Raw genomic sequence first — 19689 nt, forward strand, 5'->3', positions numbered from 1 at the left:
TGGTGGTTGTGGCGGCGATGTTCAAGCAGTTCTTGTGTCACGCTCCCGTGAGTCGGGCAAGGGCAGCGTCCATAGCCGCGGCCGGCAGCTCGATCAGGCGCGGCGCCTCGGTGAACAGCAGCGCTGCCGTCACCTCGCGTCCCGGATAGAGCGGCTCAAGCAGCGCGCGGTAAAGCGCAAGCTGCAGCACATAGGCCGACGGCACTTCAGCCAGGTTTTTGGGGGCCGGCCGGTTGGTCTTGTAGTCGATTATCGAGACTGTTTGCGGCGTGACCGCCAGCCGGTCGATCTTGCCGGAGATCGAGCGCAGCCTGCCCTTCACCTCGAGGCTGCCCATGATCGCCACTTCGGCGCGCGAGGACGGCGAGAACAGCGGGCCGAAGCGGTTGTCGGACAGGATGGAGAACACCGCCTCAAGAGCCCTGTCGCGCTCGTCCGCCGGCCAATCGGCGCCGGCGCGCCCCAAATAGCGCTCGGCCGCATCGCGCCTTTCCGCCTCGGCGAGGCCGGGCAGCATCTGCAGCAATTTGTGCAGGGCAAGGCCGCGCACCACGGCGAAGCCGGGTTCGGCGGCGGCGTCGAGCACCGGCGAACGCGTACCGGGGATGGCGTCTTTCGCTTCCTCGATCAAGGCCGAGGCGCCGGAAGGTGAAAGCGGCCGCGGCAGCTCCTCATAGGGCGGCAGCGGCCGGAACAGGTTTTCCGGCAGCGGCGCGGTGTGCTCGAAGGGCCCCGCCTCCCCGACGCCCGCCAGCGCCACCGGCGGCAATTTCGTCACATGGAAGCGATGCACGGCCACATCGGCCGCCGCCGGATGCCGGCGCTCGGAACTCTCGGACGCGCCGGTCAACGCCCGGCTGACGATCGAATGCCAGGTGCCGGGGCTGGGTTGCCGCTTGCCGTGATAGCCGCAGACGATCAACCGGTCCTCGGCACGCGTCATGCCGACATAGAGCAGCCGCCGGTATTCATCATCCGCCAGCTCGCGTGCCCGGACCGATGCCGCCTTCGAGACGCCGTTGGCGACATCGCTGGCCGAGCGCCACAGATAGCCCTTGCCTTTCCACTGCGCCCCCGAGCTCTCGAACGGCATCAGCCGCGGCAGATGCTGGTCGCTGAAGGGCGCCGAGCCGCCGTCGACCAGGAAGACCACCGGCGCCTCGAGACCCTTGGCGGCGTGCACGGTCATGACGCGGACCTCGTCGCGCGTCTGGTCCATCTCCCGCTTGATCTCTGGGCCGGCATTCTCCAGCGTCGACAGGAAGGATTCCAGCCCCGGCAAGCCGGTGCGTTCCTCAGCCAGGCAAAAGCTCAGGAACTCGTCGAGGATGTCGCCGGCCTCGGGTCCCAGCCGCGCCGTCATCTTGCGGCGCAGCCCGTCGCGCGCCAGCGCCGCGGCATAGAATTCGAACACAGGCTTGAACGCAACCTCGGTTGCCCAGCCATCGAGCCGGCTAACGACAGCGGCGAGGGAAACATCTTCGGCCGCGTGATGCCTGAGGGAGGCAATCAGCGACTGGCCCTTCGGCCTTTGGCCGGCAAGCGTCAGCAAGGTCTCCTCGGAGATATCGAAGATCGGGCTGCGCAGCACGGCAGCCAAGGAGAGATCGTCTTCCGGCTGGATGAGGAAATGCCCGAGCGCGATCAGGTCCTGCACGGCGATGTGGCCAGGCAGGCTCAGCCTGTCGGCGCCTGCCACCGGGATCTGCCGGTTCTTCAGGCTGCGCGACAGCGCATGGACGAAGCGGTCGCGCTTGCGCACCAGCACCAGGATGTCGCCGGCGGTCAGTTTCCGGCCCTTGCCTTCGATGATCTCGCCACGCTTGAGCCAGGTCTGGATGGTTGTGGCGACATGCTCGGCGACGCGTACGGCGGGCGCGCTGGCATGGTTGACCGGCAAGGTCCAGTCGTCCGGCTCCTCGACCATTTCGGCGCAGACCGAAGGCCACACCTCGACATAACCAGGCGCGTCGTTGCGGATTGCCTTGTGGCTCAGCGGATCGGGATCGTGGCTGATGCCGCGCCGCACGCCCGGCTCGGCGAAGACGCGGTCGACCGCGGCCAGCACGTCGTCGCTCGACCGGAACGACCAGGTGAGCTTGAGATTGGCGAAGGCGGCTTCGGCGTCGCGCACGCGCCCGGCAAACAAAAGCCGGCTCTCGGCAAAGGAATCGGGCGCCGCGCCCTGGAAGGAATAGATCGACTGCTTCTCGTCGCCGACGGCAAACACCGTGCGCCGCACAGCCTCGCGCTGGCCGAGCCCGGCGAAGAACTCTTCCGTCAGCTTCTTCACCACCTCCCACTGGTCCGGGCTGGTGTCCTGCGCCTCGTCGAGCAGGATATGGTCAATGCCCTGGTCGAGCTTGAACTGCACCCATGGCCCGGCATCCGGGCGCGACAAAAGGTTCACGGTGCGGGTGATGAGATCGTTGAAATCGAGGAAGCCCCGTCCGCGCTTCAATTGCTCGTAGCGCGCGATCAGCCAGCCGGCGACGGTCAGCGCCGCGGCTGTCCCTTCCAGCATGCGGAACAGCGCCAGCCGGTCCGACACGTCGAGGATTGCCTTGGCCGTCGCGAGGTAGCGTTCCGGCAGATCCGGCAGCCGGTCGACCAGCGCCTTCTTGAAGATCTTGGCCGGCTCATAGGAGTCGCCGTCGGCCTTCAGGAAGGCTTTTGCCAGCAGCCGCAGGCGTCGGATCGGGTCGCCGTCGGCGAAGGCGCCCCGCGCATAGGGGATGACATTGTTCAGCACCTGCCGCGCGTCGGCGGCTTCGGCGGCCTGCGCGAACTCGGCGAACTGGCGAGGAGCGAACCCAGGCAGCGGCCAGAGCGAGGCGGCGATGTCCTCGGCCGTCTGTCCGGGCCTGAAGCCGAATTCGGCGAAGAGCGGCCGGAAATCCCGCTCCCCGCCGAGCTTGGCGATGAAGTCGCGCAGCTCGTCGCGCTTGCCGACGATCTCGCCAAGCAGCGTATCGAGACCGAACTCGCCGCCGCGCTCCAGCACGGTGGCAAAGGCTTCCGCCAGGCCTTCGACGCCGGCGCCCGCGCCCGAGATCATGTCGCGGCGGGCATCGGCGAACAGCGAGGCTTCCATCTGCGGATCGAGCATCTCGAAATGCGCCGGGATATTGGCCTCGAGCGGGAACTGGTGCAGCACGGATTCGCAGAAGGCGTGGATGGTCTGGATCTTCAGCCCGCCCGGCGTCTCCAGCGCCTCGGCAAACAGGCGCCGCGCGCGCCGCATCATGTGACGGTCGGCGCCGCGGCCGTCCAGCGCCGCGATCCTGACCGCCAGCTCCGCATCGGGCAGCGCCGTCCATTCAGAGAGCGTCGAGAACACGCGGTTCGACATGTTGGCGGCGGCAGCCCGCGTGTAGGTGAGGCACAGGATCTTCGACGGGTCGGTGCCGTTGAGCAGAAGCCGGATGACGCGTTGCGCCAGGACATGCGTCTTGCCCGAGCCGGCATTGGCCGACACCCAGGCCGAATAGGCCGGATCCGAGGCGCGTGCCTGGCTGGCGGCGGTATCGGAGGGGATCGGATATTTCATCCTTCCGCCTCGTCTTCGCTGGCGCCGCCGGCCGACCATTCGAGCACGCGCGCCAGATGATCGTAATCGCCGTCGGCTTCGCCCTCCCGGAAGGGCAGGGCGCGCGACAGATAGCCGGTGGTCGGGTCGGCATAGTGGAAAAGCAGCCGCTCCAGCCGCGCCCAGGCTTCCTCGGACAGGTCGTTGGCGGTGCGGGGCTTGCGGTTGTATTCGAGGATCGATTCCTCGAACACCTCGCCATTCGGCTTCAGCCGCACGAAGGCAAGCTGCGAGGGTTCGCGAATGCCGAGTTCCTTGAAGGCGCCGCGCCTGAGCAGCGCGCCCTCCAGCGCAAGCTGCGGCGACAAGAGCGTGTGCGCCTGCGCTTTCGAAGGCGAGGAGCCGGTCTTGTAGTCGAGTATGTCGGCCATGCCGCCGGGCAGCAGGTCGACGCGGTCGGCATAGCCCGACAGGGTAACGCCGGTACGGCCGACCACCGTCTTCTCGGCGCGTTCCTCGGCATAGCGCCTCGCCACCGCATCGGCGCGGCCATGCTCCCATTCGATGATGTTTTCGGCGAGCTTTTCGAAACGCGGCCACCAGACGGCCTCGATATCCGGCGGAAGCTTTGCCTCGGCAAAGCAGAGACGGCCGGCTTCGATGAGGCTTGCCAGCGCGTTCGGCGCCCTTGGATCCTCCACCCGCCGCGAGAACAGATGCAGGATCTCGTGGAACAAAGTGCCGCGTTCGGCGGCGCCCGGATCGCGGATCAAAGGCTCGAGCGGCATCAGGCCGAGGATGCGCCGCGCATAGACCGCGTAGGGGTCGCGGCGCAAAGTCTCGATCTCGGTGACCGAGAAATGCTGCGGGCGCATGCTGAGCGGCGGCCTGGGCTGCGGGCGGGGGGCAAAATCCTTCTTCTCGCCGGCATCGAGAGCGCGCGCCCAGCCGAGCAGTGCGTCGCCCCGCCCGCGAAGGGCCGCCGCCGGCTCCTTGCCGATGAAGGTCAGCATGCGCTGCAGCCAGCGCGACGGCACCGCCGGTGCGTCGCCCGACCGCGCCGAGCGCGTCAGCACCACTTCCGCCGCGCCCATTGCCATCTGGAAATCATGCGCGGCAAGGCCGATGCGCCGCTCCGGCGGCTCAAGGTCGATGCCGGTCTTCATCAGCCGCGACATGAAGCGGTCGCTCTCGGGCTTGCGCGGCCAAACCCCTTCATTGAGCCCGCCGATGACCAGCGTGTCGACATTCTGCAAGCGGGCTTCCAGCGCGCCCCAGATGGCGATGTTGCGGTCGGTGCCTTGCGCCGGCTTCACCGTCTCCGGCGCGATCAGCGCTTCCATCACGTCGGGCCATTCCGAAGCGGCAAAGGTGAAGGGAGAGGACGCCGCCACCAGTCCGCGCAACAGCTCGGCGAGTTTTTCGCCGGCGTCGCCGGCATAGAGGTCGACGAGGCTGCCGTCGGCCGCGCGGCCCAGATCCTCCAGCGCGACCACGCTTGCGCTGGTCAGCGTCGCGATGTCGGCGTCCTTGTGGTCGCGCATCGCGGTGAGCGGCAGCAGCGCCTTAGTAAGGCGGCTAAGCATGGCGTGCGCCTGCTCGATACCGCGCACGGTCAGGCGTGAAAACCAGAAGGGCTGGCGGGTGTGGCCGCTCAGCTCCGCGAGCCGTGTCTCGAAAAGCGCGCCGAGCGATGCGACATCGGGCCGGCCCGTGCCTCCCCGTAAGGCGACCAGCTCGACGAGCTCGGCCGCCTTGCGCACGCTCTGGCGTTCGAGGCCGAGGCAGAGCAGCGGATGCTTGAGCAAGGCAAGCAGGCTTACCGGGTCGCCGGGCCGAAAGGCGGCGCTCAGCGCGAGCCTGAGCAGGCTGGCGGCCGGCGTGTTGATCAGCGGCGCGCCGCCGGAATCGTCGGCCACGACGCCGAAACGCAGAAGCTCGGCCGAAACCCGTCGCGCCAGCGCGCGGTCGCCGGTGACGAGCGCCGCGCGCTTGCCCGGTGCCTCGACGGCAAGTTTGAGCGCAATAGCGATAGCTGCCGCCTCGTCGCGTTCGTTCGCCGCTTCCACAAGCGTCACGCCTGCCAGCGCCTGTTCGATGTCATGGGCCGAAAAGCGCGGTCGCGTCTCGGTCCAGTATTCGGTGGTCTCGGCCGGCCGCAGCGCCTCGCCGACAAGGGCGGCGCGCAGCGCAAGCGGCAGTGGCGCGGCGACGACATCCTCGACATCGCGGCGCGGAATGCCGATGCCGCCGATCAGCTTGGCGAGGCCGTATTGCGGATGGCCGAGCGTTGCCGGACGCGCGCCGGGCGCCGTGATCGCCGCGAAGGATGCGTCGTCCAGCTCGCGATCGAGCCCGGGCAGGACGACGGCGCCGTTCGGCAGGCCGGCGATCACGCCAAGCAATTCGGCGGTTGCTGGAATGGAGCCGGTCGAACCGGCGGCGATCACCGGTCCGGCCGGCGGATTGCGCTTCAGTCGCGCCGCCTCCAGCCGGATCAGCGCGCTGCGACGCGCCGCCGGATTGGAGCGGTTGCGTTCCTTGAGCAGTTCCGGCCAGTTGTCGGTGACGATGCCGAGGAAATCGAGCGTCACCTGCCACCAGCCGGCGAGATTGCCGGTGACCAGCGTCGCGAGCTTCGCCCAGTCCGTGCCCTCGGTCTCGATCTCGTCCATCAGCCGGGCGAGGTCGCGCGCCAGCCAGATGGCGTCGGCGGCCGAGGTCGGCACGACGAATTCCTCGTTGAACCGCTCTCGCACATGCGCCGGCAGGCTTTCCTTCCAGGCACGAACCAGCGGCGCCAGCAACAGCAGCCGCTCCTGCGCGGCGATCGGCGGCGCGAGGTCTATCGCCGGCGCCGCCTCGGCGTCGAAGGCCGCCTCGTCCTCGTCGAACTCGCCGAGCGGCCGCACCGTCGGCAGGATGGCCGAGCGTTGACCGAGCCTGTCGACAAAGGCGCCGCGCAGGGCGCGCGCCGCGCGCCGTGTCGGCACATAGATGGTGGCGTCGGCCAGCGCCAGCGGCTCGCCGTCGAAACGGAAGCCGGGAATCAACCGCCCGTCGAGCAACGCCTCCGCCAGCGTCGGCAGGAACGGCGCTCCGGGCGGGATGGAAAGGACGCGGCGCGCGCCGCTCATACCGCTTTCGCGAGCGCGCCGGCCACGGCTGCTTCAGCTGCCGGAATGGCGTCAGGCGTGCCGACGGTGATCCAGCGTCCGTGCATCTTCATGCCGAACAGGCGCCCGGCGGCGATCGCCTTGTCGAAATAGACATTGAGCGAATGCGAGCCGGTGGGCGCATCCTCGAAGATGCGGGGATGGATGATGGCGGCGCCGGCATAGATCAGGCCAGTCGGATCACCCTTCGAGCGCCGTAGAGCTCCATCGGCGGCAATCAGGAAATCGGTGCCGACGCAGTGCCCAGTCGCTGAGTCGAGATCGGTAAGCATCAGCAGAATATCCATTTTGGCGGCGTCCCATGCAAGGGCGAGACGCTCGAGGCTGGGCTGGTCGCTGTCGATCCAGAAAGTATCGGCGTTGATGATGTAGAAGGGTTCGCTGCCCAGAAGCGGAAGCGCCTTGACGATGCCGCCCGCCGATTCCAGCAGAGCCTCGCGCTCGTCGGAGATGACGATCGTCGGCGCCTTGCGTTCGGCGACATGAGCGACGATTTGCTCGGGCAGGTAGTGCACATTGACGACGGCCTTGGCGATGCCGGCGGCCTCCAGGCTGTCCAGCCCCCAGTCGAGCAAGGTCTTGCCGGCTATCTTCACCAGCGGCTTGGGCATCGTCTCGGTGATCGGCCGCATGCGCTTGCCAAGCCCCGCCGCCAGCACCATCGCCGTCGTCGGCTTCATGGCAAGCGTTCCTCGAGCAGGCCGTGGGCCATGTAGAATTCCTTCAGGCCGGCCAACGCCGGATGCGCCAGCGCCCGCCTCAGATAGTCGCGGATGCGCGGCAGGTGTTTCAGATAGTAAGGCTTGCCGTCGCGTTTTTCGAGCCGCACGAAGATGCCGAGGATTTTCGAATTGCGCTGCGCCGCCATGATTGCATAGGCTTCGGCGAAAGCGGCCTCATCGAAGGCCCCGGCCGCGTTCCGCGCCGCGACATAGGCCGCGACCGTCCGCCGCTCGATCCCGGGCGAGACGGTGACGCGCGCATCCATGGCCAAGGAGGCGACGTCATAGGCGGCCGGGCCGATCAGCGCGTCCTGCACGTCGACGATGCCGAGCCGGTCGAGGCCTGATCGCTCCGCGCGCCAGATGATGTTGGGCGAATGGAAGTCGCGCAGCATCAGCGTGTATTCGCTGCCCGCGAGGCGGTCGAGCACCGCGTTCCATTGCTGGTGATAGCCGGCCCGCAAGGCATCGCTCGGCGGTTCGCCGGTAATCCAGGGCACATACCAGTCGACCAGAAGATCGGCCTCGATCAGCATGGCGTCGCGATCGAAAGGCGGCACGTCGTGGAACACGCCAGGCGCCGCTTCCATACGCTCCTGCCAAGCCTTGCCATGCATCATGGCCAGCAGCTCGGCCGCCGCTTCGTAGCGTTCGGCGACGGGCCGGCCGTCGCCGCTCAAAAAGCCTTCCGAGCCGAGATGCTCGATGAGCAGAAAACCCTGGTCGAGGTCCTGGGCGTGGATCACCGGCACGCTGACGCCGGCGGCGAGCAGCGCCTTGTCGATGGCGACGAAGGCGGCGACGGATTGTGCCGTGTGGGCGATCACTGCATAGGGCTTGCCGTCGCGCACCGGCGGGCCGAGCACTAGGCGCGGCGAGTTCATCAGCACGCGCGGCGCCTGGCCGGGCAGCGAGACGATTTCATAGGATCGCGCGGAAGCGTCACCGACGAAATGGCGGCGGCTGGCCCCGCCCCATCCGGCGGATGCCAGGAAATCGCGCATGGCCAGCGACCGCGCCGCGCGATCATAGGCCGGTCCCTGTCCCGACAACCGCGCCACGCGGCGTTCGCCCTGTTCGGCAAGATCGACCCAAAGCGCGTTTGCCGGCAGTCGGTCGCCGGCCCGTTCCGGCCATTCGACCAACGCCGCGCCTTGTCCGAGCGCATCGTCGAGGCCGAGCTCGTCGAGTTCGTCCGGCGCCGACAGACGGTAAAGGTCGAAATGGTGGACGGGAACGCGCGTCTCGTAGCTTTGCACCAGCGTGAAGGTCGGGCTCGGCACCTCGAGATTGGCGTCGTCGGCCAGCGCCCGGATCAGCGCGCGGGCAAGCGTTGATTTGCCGGCGCCGAGATCGCCTTTGAGCGCGACCGCGTCGCCGGCGCGCAATGCCATGGCGAGGTCCTCGCCAAGCCTTGCCGTTGCCGCCTCGTCGGCGAGAAAACACTCCAGCACCATCCCTGTCATATAGGCTGCGCTACTCGGCCGCGTCGCGGATGCCCGCGGGCGTATCCGGGATTCCGGAAGGCTTGTCCGGGAAGGTGCAGATCACCGTGGTGCCCCTGTCCTGTCCGGTCTCGATGCGCACGCTTCCGCCATGCAGTTCGACGAAGCTCTTGACGATCGAGAGCCCCAGCCCGGCGCCGCGCCGCCGCCCGCCATTGGCGCGCGGCTCGAAGCGGCGGAAGACCGACTCCAGCACGTCCGGCGGCATGCCGGGGCCGTCATCATGCACCGAGAACTCGACGCCGTCGGCCAGCCGCCGGCAGGTAAGCCGGATCGTGCTTGCCTCCGGCGCGTAGTTCGCCGCGTTGCTGAGCAAATTGTAAAGGATCTGGCGGATGCGGGTCTCGTCGCCGTGGAAGCTCGCCGGCGCCCCCGTCGCGTCGATCGCGAGCTTGATCCGGTGCTCGTCCAGCCGGTCGGCAACCAGTTCGGCCGCCGCGGCGATCGTCCGGCCGATGTTCATCTCGGAAATGTCGAGTTGCATGATGCCGGCGTCTACGGTGGCTAGGTCGAGAATGTCGTTGACGATGGTGAGCAGCACCGATGACGACGAGCCGACATACTCGACATATTCGCGCTGCTTCGGCGTCAACGGCCCGGTGGCGGGCAGCGACAGCAACTCGGTGAAGCCGATGATGTTGGTCAGCGGCGAGCGCAGCTCATAGGACACGTGCTGCACGAATTCGTTCTTCAACTGGTCGGATTTCTCCAGCGCCTCGTTCCTGTCCTTCAGCGCCCGCTCGACATTGACGGTGTCGGTGACGTCGACGAAGGTGATCATCACCTGGCCGTTGGGCAGGTGGATCACCGCGTAGCTCAGCACGTTGCCGTTGACGAGCTCGATCTGGCCGCGGCGGTCGCGGCGCTCGTCGTCGAAGCCGGTGACCGCGGCGACGAAGCCGCCCCACGGGCTGTTCGCGGCGCGCTGGTCGCACAGGTCGCGGATCGCCGAGACATGGACATTGGGCTTGACCGCTTCCGCCGTCAGCCCCCACAGCGCGACGAAGGCCGGATTGGACAGGCGCAGCCGCCCGTCTGGACCGAACACGACCACGCCTTCGGCGAGGTTGTCCAGCGTCTCGCCCTGTACCCGCACGGCGGTCTGATAGCGGCTTTCGAGATCCATCTTCTCGGTCAGGTTCTCGAACACCCAGGTGACGCCGCCCTTCGGCTGCGGATTCGCCACCACGCGGATCGTCTTGCCGTCCGGCAGGTGCCACCAGTGCTCCTGCGATTCGACGGCGCGATAGGCGCTGAGCAGGTTTTCCTTCCAGCGCCGCCATTCCGGCTGCTCGGCGATCCTGCCTTCCGAGCGTAGCCGGTCGAGCAGCAGCGTGTTTGAAGGCGCGCTGAGCAGAAAGCCCGAGTCGAGCCCCCAGAGTTTCTGGAAGGCCTGGTTGAAGAAGCGCAGCTTTTCCTCGGTGTCGAAGATCGCCACCGCGGTATTCAACTGGTCGAGCGTGTCTGCATGGCTGCGCACGGTCCGCTCATATTCGGCCCGGATCGCCTCCACCGCGCTGGTGTCGCAGGCAAGCCCCGCCGAGCCGTCGGCGCCGGCGAAGTCGGTGACCGCGAACATGCGGCGGTCGCCTTCGATCACGGTGGAAAGCGTCTGTTCGAAGACCGGTCGCGTCTTGTGCTGTTCGGCGATCTGCTCACGCGCCTGGCCGCCGAGGAACTCCTTGGCGTCGCGCACGGCGGCGGCCGGGCTTTCGGCCTCCACCGCCTCGGCATAGGCGCGGTTGACCCATTGCAATCGACCGTCCGCGCCGCGCAGCCATGCCGGCATCTTCAACGCGTCGAGCAGGCCGATCATGGTGTCGTGGTCGGCGCTGAGCCGCTGGTTCTCGATCTTCAGCCTGGCCTGGTTGCGCAGCGTCTCCGACAGCGACACGAAGCGCACCAGCACATGCGCCGCGCTTTTGCGGCCATGCACTTCCAGCGGCACGCCGGCCTGCGTCTCGATGACCAGATCGAAGGCTTTCGCCTGTTCGCGCAGCGCGGCCACGGCGTGCTCCAACGCCGCCGCCGAGCGCGGCATCAGCCAGCGGCCGAAGGCCAGGAAAGCCGACCTGTCGTCGGGCGCGCCGCTTTCCAGCGGCAGGCTGCCGATGAGCTCGGGCTTCTTGTTGTCCGTGGCCCAGACGATCAGCCGCTGGTCGCGCAGGTTGAGCAGCGCCTCGGAACGCTGCAGCGCCGCGTTGACGTCCGCGATGCGGGTCCTGAGCTGGGCATTCTGCGCGGCGGTGCGCGCGCGCTCGCGGATCAGGAAGATGGCCGAGACAAGTGCGGCACCCATCACGCCGACGAACATGGCGAGCTGCATGACCTCGACGGTGCTGACCGGCGCCGCGGCTTTTCGCGCAAGGCTTGTGTCGGCGCGCGCGGCAAAGGCGAGCAGCGGGCTGGCAAGCGCCGAGGTGGCAAGAAGCAAGGCCGGCCGCAAGCCGGCGCGAAAACCGCCACCGTTCACCGCGCGGCCGGCTTCGTTCGAATCCTTACGGCCGCCGGAAACGGCCTTTCCCGCGCTTGGCGGGTAATCCCCCGGCATGTCTTGGTCCTCTTCGCCGCTTGAATGCAAGACCGCCCTGAATGCGTCCCCGGCCCAACATGTCCCCGGACCGCGAATCACAACAATAACGCCTGCCGGAATCGGCGTGAAGAATCATTGGCGCAAAAAATAAAGCCGGGCGGAAAGTCAACCACCCGGCTTCAATATCTGGTAGATAATTTCGCTTTGGTTAATAGCGGTAGTGTTCCGGCTTATACGGGCCCTGCGGCGTCACGCCGATATAGGCGGCCTGCTCGCCGGAGAGTTCGGTCAGTTTGGCGCCGAGCTTGTCGAGATGCAGCCGCGCCACCTTCTCGTCGAGATGCTTGGGCAGCACATAGACCTGGTTCTGGTACTGGCCGTGCTTGGTGAAAAGCTCGATCTGGGCCAGCACCTGGTTGGTGAACGAGGCCGACATAACGAAGCTCGGGTGCCCGGTAGCGTTGCCGAGGTTGAGCAGGCGTCCCTCCGACAGAAGGATCATCCGCTTGCCGTCCGGGAAGGTGATCAGGTCGACCTGCGGCTTGACGTTGGTCCATTTCAAATTGCGCAGCGCCGCCACCTGAATCTCGTTGTCGAAGTGGCCGATATTGCCGACGATCACCATGTCCTTCATCGCCCGCATATGGTCGAGCGTGACGACATCCTTGTTGCCGGTGGTGGTGATGACGATGTCGGCGGTCGGGGCCGCATCCTCCAGCGTGACCACCTCGAAGCCGTCCATCGCCGCCTGCAGCGCGCAGATCGGGTCGACCTCGGTGACCTTGACGCGGGCGCCGGCGCCGCGCAGCGAGGCCGACGAGCCCTTGCCGACGTCGCCATAGCCGCACACCACCGCGACCTTGCCGGCCATCATGGTGTCGGTGCCGCGGCGGATGCCGTCGACCAGCGATTCCTTGCAGCCATATTTGTTGTCGAACTTCGACTTGGTGACGGAGTCGTTGACGTTGATGGCCGGAAAGGGCAGCAGGCCCTTCTTCTGCAACTGGTAGAGACGGTTGACGCCGGTGGTGGTCTCCTCGGTGACGCCGCGGATCGCTTCGCGCTGCTTGGTGAAGAAGCCGGGCGAGGCCTTCAGGCGCTTCTTGATCTGGGCGAACAGGATCTCTTCCTCCTCGCTGGCGGGATTGGACAGCACGTCCTCGCCGGCCTCGGCGCGCGCGCCGAGCAGGATGTACATGGTGGCGTCGCCACCATCGTCGAGGATCATGTTTGAGGTGCCGCCATCGGTCCACTGGAAGATGCGGTCGGTGTAGTCCCAATAGTCCTGGAGCGACTCGCCCTTGATGGCGAACACCGGAATGCCGGCTTCGGCGATCGCCGCCGCCGCATGGTCCTGCGTCGAGAAGATGTTGCAGGAGGCCCAGCGGATATCGGCGCCCAGCGCCTTCAGCGTCTCGATCAGCACCGCCGTCTGGATGGTCATGTGCAGCGAGCCGGTGATGCGCGCGCCCTTCAGCGGCTGCTTGGCGCCGAACTCCTCGCGGCAGGCCATCAGGCCCGGCATTTCGGTTTCGGCGATCTCGATCTCCTTGCGGCCCCAGCCGGCAAGCGAGATGTCGGCGACCACATAGTCCTTGCTACCCGTCATGGCAGTGCTCCGGTGTGATTTTTTCTCAAAGGCGCGCCGGCGCCGGGAGGCACATGGAAGGGCGCGGTTGCCGGCCTGACTAGCAGATCGGTCGTCATCCGACAATGGGACATAAAGAAATCTTTATGCGCGCATGTCTTGGACGCGCAGAATGTGAGGCCGGGGACTAGATTTCCTCGCCGAAGCGCGAGGCGACCAGCTGCTCCAGCGCGTCCATGGCCGGCACGGCTTCCGGGCCGCTGGCGATCACGCGGATCGAATAGCCCGGGCTCGCCGCCAGCATCATCAGGCCCATGATCGAGGTGCCGCCGACCTTCACGCCGTCCTTCTCGACATGGATGGTGGCGTCGAAGCCGCTGGCGACCTGGACGAACTTCGCCGAAGCGCGCGCGTGCAGGCCGCGCTGATTGATGATCGGGAATTCCCGCACAACCTCGTCCGTCTGCGGCGCCGATGCGTTCATTTGCTGCTCAGGAGCTGACTGGCGACGTTGATGTATTTGCGGCCCGCCGCCTGCGCCTCGTCGAGCGCGGCGGCCATGTTGTCGCCTTTGCGGATCGAGGAGAGCTTGATCAGCATCGGTAGGTTCATGCCGGCGATCACTTCGGTGCGGCCGGATTCCATCACCGAGATGGCGAGGTTGGACGGCGTGCCGCCGAACATGTCGGTGAGCACGATGACGCCAGCGCCCGTATCGACGCGCGCCACCGCATCGACAATGTCGGCCCGGCGCTGCTCCATGTCGTCGTCGGCGCCGATGGCCACGGTTTCGAAATTGTCTTGCGGCCCGACGACATGCTCTACGGCATGCCGGAACTCGGTGGCGAGTTGACCGTGCGTCACGAGCACGAGTCCGATCATTCTCTGGTGGCTCCCGTCATCGCCGCTTCACAGGCGTATATTATGTTCGCCAGCCATTCCAGGCGGCGGGAGCGCTATCTTGTCGACGCGCGGCCGGTTGACAAGCCCAAAATTGCGGCGGCTTGGGCCATTTTGACGCATCGCAACAAAAAACCCGGGCCGGATCATGAAAAAGGCTGGATCGACAGCCGCGCCATCACCGCCGGCACGGCGGAGGCTGCGTTGCGCTCGGCAAGATCGATGCGCGGCACAGGACAGCCCGCGATCGGCTCGCTGATATCTTCCTGGAAACGGGCCATTTCTTCCTTTGGCACGAGCCGGATATGCAGGTCGATCACGCCGCCGGGCTCGAACGGCAGTGGGCATGGAATGAAGCCTGGCACCTCGGCGAGGCCGGCGATGGTGGCCGGCGCGCGGCAGATCAGCCGCCCGCCATGCGCCGTGGCAAGCAGCCGGTCGTCGCTGATCAGACATGAAAACAGTCCGCGCGCCCGGCAATGGTCAATGAGCGTCAGCGCCAGTGTGGTCTTGCCGGCGCCCGACGGCCCCGTGATGAGGACGCCGCGATCGCCGATAAGGATCGCCGTTCCATGGATGTTTTCAGGCTTCACGGCAGGGTCGGACATGCCGGTCAGATCAGCCTTCCGCCGGCAGCGTCACCACGAAGCGCGCGCCCTTGATCTCGCCGGGCTTGGTGCCGGGAATGTTCTCGGCCGTCAGCGTGCCGCCATGCGCCTCGACGATCTGGCGGCTGATCGACAGCCCGAGGCCGGAATTCTGGCCGAACGCCTCGCCCGCCGGCCGGTCGGTGTAGAAGCGCTCGAAGATGCGGTCGATGTTCTCGGCCCGGATACCCGGGCCGTTGTCGTCGACGGTGACGATGTTGAACTTGCCCGCGCGCGCCAGTGAGATCGCTATGTGCCCATGTTCGTTGGGCACGAAGGAGCGCGCGTTCTCGATCAGGTTGGTGATGACCTGGCCGATCCTCAGATCATGGCCGACAACGAAATAGCCCTTGGCGCCGGCCGGCAGCTTGGCGACCTTGAGCTCGATCTCGACGGCCTTCTTGTTGCGCGTGGTCTCGCGCGAGACCGCGACCAGATCGGTGATGAACTTCTTCAGGTCAACGGTTCCGGCATCCTCACGCGCGAGCTCCGCGTCGAGACGGGAGGCGTCGGAGATGTCGGTGATCAGCCGATCGAGCCGCTTCACGTCGTGCTGGATGATCTCCATCAGACGCGCGCGAGACGTGTCGTTCTTCGCCAAAGGCAGTGTCTCGACGGCGCTGCGCAGCGATGTCAGCGGGTTCTTCAATTCATGCGAGACGTCGGCGGCAAAGCTTTCGATCGCCTCGATGCGCGCGTAAAGCGCGTTTGTCATGTCGCGCACAGCGATGGACAAATTGCCGATCTCGTCCTGCCGGTCGGAAAAGTCCGGGATTTCCTCGCGGTTCTTGACGCCGCGCCGCACCCTGACGGCCGCGGCGGAAAGCCGCCTGAGCGGATTGGCGATGGTCGACGCCAGAAGCATCGACAGGATCGCCGTGACCAGCGCCGCGACGCCGAACACGCGCAGGATCGCCTTGCGCTCCGCCGCGACGATCTTGTCGATGTCGCCGCCCTCCGTGGAAAGCATCAGCACACCCAGCACGGCGCGAAAACGCTGGATCGGCACCGCGACGGAGACGATCTGCTCGCCCTGCTCGCTCACCCGCACGATGGTCGAAGGGCTGCCGGTCAGCGCCTTGACCACCTCTGGGAAGGCCGCGCCATTGCCGCCGGGCTGCTCGTGATAGACGGGCAGGTCCTTGTTGCGGAAGAAGTCGAAGATGAACTTCTCGACCCGCTCCACGAGGCCGGGCTGTTCTTCGTCGACGGGCGGCAGGTCGTAACGCAGGATCTGGCCGCGCGAATAAAGATGCCGGGAATCGAGCAGGAGGTTCGCGTCGCGGTCATAGATGCGGGCGCGGGTGCGCGTCGGCGAGATCAGTCGCCTCAGCACCGGCGCGACGCGCTCGGGGTTGATCGGGAAGTCCAGATTGTCGAGCTGGTCCGATCCCGGCCCCAGGCTCTCGCCGGCCTGCAGCTCGAGCAGCTTTTCCGGGTCGATGCTGATCGAATCGGTCTCGACGGTCGCTGAAGCCGCGATCGCGCCGGCGATGATCTCGCCTTGCGTCATCAGGCTCTCGACGCGGGCGTCGATCAGGCCGTCGCGGAACGTGTTGAGGTAGAGGATGCCGGTCACCAGCACGGCAAGGCCGGCCAGGTTGAGGAACAGGATGCGCCGCGTCAGGCTGGAGAAGATGTGATGGCCGAGAAACCGGCGCATCGGCACCGTGATTCTCGACACGAAGGCGGGCACGATCCGCGACTGGCGCCTTGCCGCGCCCGCCCGTCTGCCTCGCTCTACTTCCACTGCCATCGAATAGCAGGCCCTGTTTGGTGAATGGTGAATAGTGAATGGGGAATGGAAAGATGGGCGCTTGAGGCAGTCACAGAGCGACCCTGTCGAACCATTCACTATTCACCATTTACTGTCTCACGCTTCGCGGAACCGGTACCCGACTCCGTAAAGGGTTTCGATCATCTCGAAGTCGTCGTCGACGGCCTTGAACTTCTTGCGCAGCCGCTTGATGTGGCTGTCGATGGTGCGGTCGTCGACATAGACCTGCTCATCATAGGCCGAATCCATCAGCGCATCACGGCTTTTCACCACGCCGGGGCGCTGCGCCAGCGAATGCAGGATGAGGAATTCCGTCACCGTCAGCGTCACCGGCTCGCCCTTCCAGGTGCAGGTATGGCGTTCCTGGTCCATCACCAGCTGGCCGCGTTCGAGCGAGCGGGCCTGCTGGGCGGGCGCCTTGGCCGCCGCCTCGCGGGCGCTGGTCCGGCGCAGCACCGCGCGCACGCGCTCGACCAGCAGCCGCTGCGAGAACGGTTTGCGGATGAAGTCGTCGGCGCCCATCTTGAGGCCGAACAATTCGTCGATCTCGTCGTCCTTCGACGTCAGGAAGATGACCGGCAGGTCCGACTTCTGCCGCATGCGGCGCAACAGCTCCATGCCGTCCATGCGCGGCATCTTGATGTCGAGGATGGCGAGGTTCGGCGGCCGCGCCGCCAGGCCTTCCAGCGCCGACGCGCCGTCGGTGTAGGTTTCGACCCGGTAGCCCTCGGACTCGAGCGCGATCGACACCGAGGTCAGAATGTTGCGGTCGTCGTCGACAAGCGCGATTGTTGCCATTTCAAGCGGCTCCCTCATGAGCTGTCCCTTCTGTCGTCGAGAAGGGGCTTTTGCAGGACAAATTGGGTACAAAATGTGGCACGGGCCCTGTTCGAAGTCACGGGCGGCCTGCCGCTACACACCATCGCACCTATAACGGGATTGGACGATTGAAGTCTGCCAATCCTTTGGGCAATCTCCGTGTTTTTTTGCACATCTAAACGATTTAAACAACTTTCAAATTTTTTAAATCGATTAATGATTTGATATCATTTGGCTTTTCTGGTTCTGAACCTGGCAGCCCCGGCGCGGGCTGCGGGAAATCCCCCGTCACATGCGGCCAAATCCAGAGAGGAAATTTGATGTCGGAAGCCGGCAAACGCAACCCCGACTGCGCTATTGACGCGATCGGCCTGAAGACCACGGGCGTGGTGCGCTACAATTTTGGCGCGGCCGAACTCTACGAGGAAGCGATCCGGCGCGGCGAGGCGAGGCTGACGGCGCAGGGCGCGCTCGTCGCCGAGACCGGCCAGCACACCGGGCGTTCGCCGAAGGACAAATTCGTCGTGCGCCACGAGGCGACCGAACCGCATGTCTGGTGGGACAACAACAAGGCGATCTCGCCGGGTGAGTTCGAGGCGCTGCTTGCCGATTTCCGCGCTCATACGGCGGACAAGGATCTCTATGTCCAGGACCTGGTTGGCGGCGCCGACGCCGACCTCAAGCTGCCGACCCGGGTCATCACCGAATACGCCTGGCACTCGCTTTTCATCCGCAACCTGCTGATCCGCCCGCAAGCCGCCGAACTCGAGCGCTTCCTTCCCGACCTGACGATCATCGACCTGCCGTCCTTCCGCGCCGATCCGGCGCGTCACGGCACCCGCACCGAAACAGTGATCGCGGTCGACCTGATCCGCAAGATCGTGCTGATCGGCGGCACGTCCTATGCCGGCGAGATGAAGAAGTCGGTGTTCACGATGCTGAACTACCTGCTGCCGGAAAAGAGCGTGATGCCCATGCACTGTTCGGCCAATGAAGGCCCGGCCGGCGACGCGGCAGTGTTCTTCGGCCTGTCCGGAACCGGCAAGACGACGCTTTCCGCGGATCCGTCGCGCACGCTGATCGGCGACGACGAGCACGGCTGGGGTCCGCACGGCATCTTCAATTTCGAGGGCGGCTGCTACGCCAAGACCATCAGGCTGTCGGCCGAGGCCGAGCCGGAGATCTTCGCCACCACGCAGCGCTTCGGCACGGTGCTGGAGAATGTCGTGCTCGATGCCGGCCGCGTGCCGGATTTCAACGACGGCAGCCTCACCGAGAACACGCGCTGCGCCTATCCGCTGGACTTCATCCCCAACGCCTCGAAGACCGGCCGCGCCGGCCATCCGAAGAACATCATCATGCTGACCGCCGACGCTTTCGGCGTGATGCCGCCGATCGCGAAATTGACCCCGGCCCAGGCGATGTATCACTTCCTTTCCGGTTACACCGCCAAGGTCGCCGGCACGGAAAAGGGCGTCACCGAGCCGGAGGCAACCTTCTCGACCTGCTTCGGCGCGCCCTTCATGCCACGCCATCCCTCGGAATACGGCAATCTGCTGCGCGAGCTGATCGCCGAGCACAAGGTCGATTGCTGGCTGGTCAACACCGGCTGGACCGGCGGCGCCTACGGCACCGGCCGCCGCATGCCGATCAAGGTGACGCGCGCCCTTCTGGGCGCCGCGCTCGATGGTTCGCTAAAGTCGGCCGAGTTCCGCACCGACGCCAATTTCGGCTTCGAGGTGCCGGTGGCGGTTCCGGGCGTCGACGGCGCCATCCTCGACCCGCGCTCGACCTGGACGGACAAGGCCGGCTACGACCGCCAGGCCTCGAAGCTGGTCAACATGTTCGCGACCAATTTCGAGAAGTTCGAACGCCATGTCGACGCGACCATCCTCGGTGCCGCGCCGCGACTGCAGGAAGCGGCGGAATAGCCGCCGCCTCGGTGGCCTTGCTTTCCGGGCCCGGTTCACACCGGGCCTTTTCTTTTTGCGACCATCGCGGCATGAGTGCATGCATGGCGAGCGACGATGACATCATCATAAGCGGCGAAGCGGTTATCCACCCGGGCGACCTGCACGAGGATTTCATCCGATCCTCCGGTCCCGGCGGCCAGAACGTCAACAAGGTGGCCACTGCGGTGCAGCTGCGCTTCGACGCGGCGAACGCTTCGGGGCTTAGCGAGCGGGTCCGCGCCCGCGCGATCAAGCTTGCCGGCCAGCGCGCCACCAAGGACGGCGTCATCGTCATTGAGGCCGGCCGGTTCCGCACGCAGGAGCAGAACCGCGCCGATGCGCGGGCGCGCCTGACCGCGCTGGTCGCCAAGGCGGCCGAGCCGCCACCGCCGCCGCGCAAGAAGACTAGGCCGTCCAAAGGCGCCGTGGAGCGCCGCCTCAAGAGCAAGGCGGGCCGGTCGACGGTGAAGAAGCTGCGCGGCCGGGTCGACAGCGACTGAGAACAGCATACAGGCAGCGAGCGGCCGTTTTCGGGTCGCGG

At 66.3% G+C, this 19689-nt stretch carries 13 protein-coding genes; 2 read left to right on the forward strand and 11 right to left on the reverse strand.

Features of this window, described 5'->3' with window-relative positions:
• Positions 1-37: 37 nt before the first annotated feature.
• The 11 genes from addA to EN852_RS23140 all read right to left on the reverse strand — a co-directional run bounded on the left by addA (position 38) and on the right by EN852_RS23140 (position 17175).
• On the reverse strand, positions 38-3550 hold the full coding sequence (gene addA / locus EN852_RS23085) for a double-strand break repair helicase AddA (RefSeq protein WP_127877276.1): 3513 nt from the start codon (positions 3548-3550) through the stop codon (positions 38-40).
• Positions 3547-6666: a double-strand break repair protein AddB gene (gene addB / locus EN852_RS23090; protein ID WP_127877278.1), complete on the reverse strand. Its 3120-nt coding sequence runs from the start codon at positions 6664-6666 to the stop codon at positions 3547-3549. The genes addA and addB overlap by 4 nt, the downstream gene beginning before the upstream one ends.
• Complete coding sequence (locus EN852_RS23095) at positions 6663-7385, reverse strand: nucleotidyltransferase family protein (RefSeq protein WP_127877280.1); 723 nt, start codon at positions 7383-7385, stop codon at positions 6663-6665. The genes addB and EN852_RS23095 overlap by 4 nt, the downstream gene beginning before the upstream one ends.
• Positions 7382-8893: a tRNA (adenosine(37)-N6)-threonylcarbamoyltransferase complex ATPase subunit type 1 TsaE gene (gene tsaE / locus EN852_RS23100; protein WP_127877282.1), complete on the reverse strand. Its 1512-nt coding sequence runs from the start codon at positions 8891-8893 to the stop codon at positions 7382-7384. Before tsaE ends, EN852_RS23095 begins: the two co-directional genes overlap by 4 nt.
• 10 nt (positions 8894-8903) lie before the next feature.
• Positions 8904-11483: a PAS domain-containing sensor histidine kinase gene (locus EN852_RS23105; RefSeq protein ID WP_127877284.1), complete on the reverse strand. Its 2580-nt coding sequence runs from the start codon at positions 11481-11483 to the stop codon at positions 8904-8906.
• Between the two features lie 190 nt (positions 11484-11673).
• Positions 11674-13074, reverse strand: a complete 1401-nt coding sequence (ahcY, locus tag EN852_RS23110) for an adenosylhomocysteinase (protein WP_127877286.1) — start codon at positions 13072-13074, stop codon at positions 11674-11676.
• A 166-nt stretch (positions 13075-13240) separates the two neighbouring features.
• The gene (locus EN852_RS23115) at positions 13241-13537 is read right to left on the reverse strand and encodes an HPr family phosphocarrier protein (protein WP_041000039.1); all 297 of its coding nucleotides are present in this window, start codon (positions 13535-13537) and stop codon (positions 13241-13243) included.
• A complete protein-coding gene (locus EN852_RS23120) occupies positions 13534-13935 on the reverse strand; it encodes a PTS sugar transporter subunit IIA (RefSeq protein WP_027166957.1) in 402 nt (133 codons plus the stop codon). Before EN852_RS23120 ends, EN852_RS23115 begins: the two co-directional genes overlap by 4 nt.
• Positions 13936-14099: 164 nt before the next feature.
• Positions 14100-14561 carry an HPr kinase/phosphorylase gene (locus tag EN852_RS23130; RefSeq protein WP_127877290.1) on the reverse strand — a complete coding sequence of 154 codons (462 nt, stop codon included), beginning with the start codon at positions 14559-14561 and terminating at the stop codon, positions 14100-14102.
• Between the two features lie 10 nt (positions 14562-14571).
• A complete protein-coding gene (locus tag EN852_RS23135; RefSeq protein ID WP_127877292.1) occupies positions 14572-16356 on the reverse strand; it encodes a sensor histidine kinase in 1785 nt (594 codons plus the stop codon).
• 117 nt (positions 16357-16473) lie between these two features.
• Positions 16474-17175 (reverse strand): response regulator transcription factor, encoded by a 702-nt coding sequence (locus tag EN852_RS23140; RefSeq protein WP_095819116.1) that lies wholly within the window; start codon positions 17173-17175, stop codon positions 16474-16476.
• A gap of 341 nt (positions 17176-17516) precedes the next feature.
• Between EN852_RS23140 and EN852_RS23145 the strand changes: the two genes are divergently transcribed.
• Both EN852_RS23145 and arfB read left to right on the forward strand, forming a co-directional pair.
• On the forward strand, positions 17517-19127 hold the full coding sequence (locus EN852_RS23145) for a phosphoenolpyruvate carboxykinase (RefSeq protein ID WP_127877294.1): 1611 nt from the start codon (positions 17517-17519) through the stop codon (positions 19125-19127).
• 83 nt (positions 19128-19210) lie between these two features.
• A complete protein-coding gene (gene arfB / locus EN852_RS23150) occupies positions 19211-19648 on the forward strand; it encodes an alternative ribosome rescue aminoacyl-tRNA hydrolase ArfB (protein ID WP_127866806.1) in 438 nt (145 codons plus the stop codon).
• Positions 19649-19689 lie beyond the last annotated feature (41 nt).

Source organism: Mesorhizobium sp. M2E.F.Ca.ET.209.01.1.1 (assembly GCF_004010375.2).
Classification (GTDB): Bacteria; Pseudomonadota; Alphaproteobacteria; order Rhizobiales; family Rhizobiaceae; genus Mesorhizobium.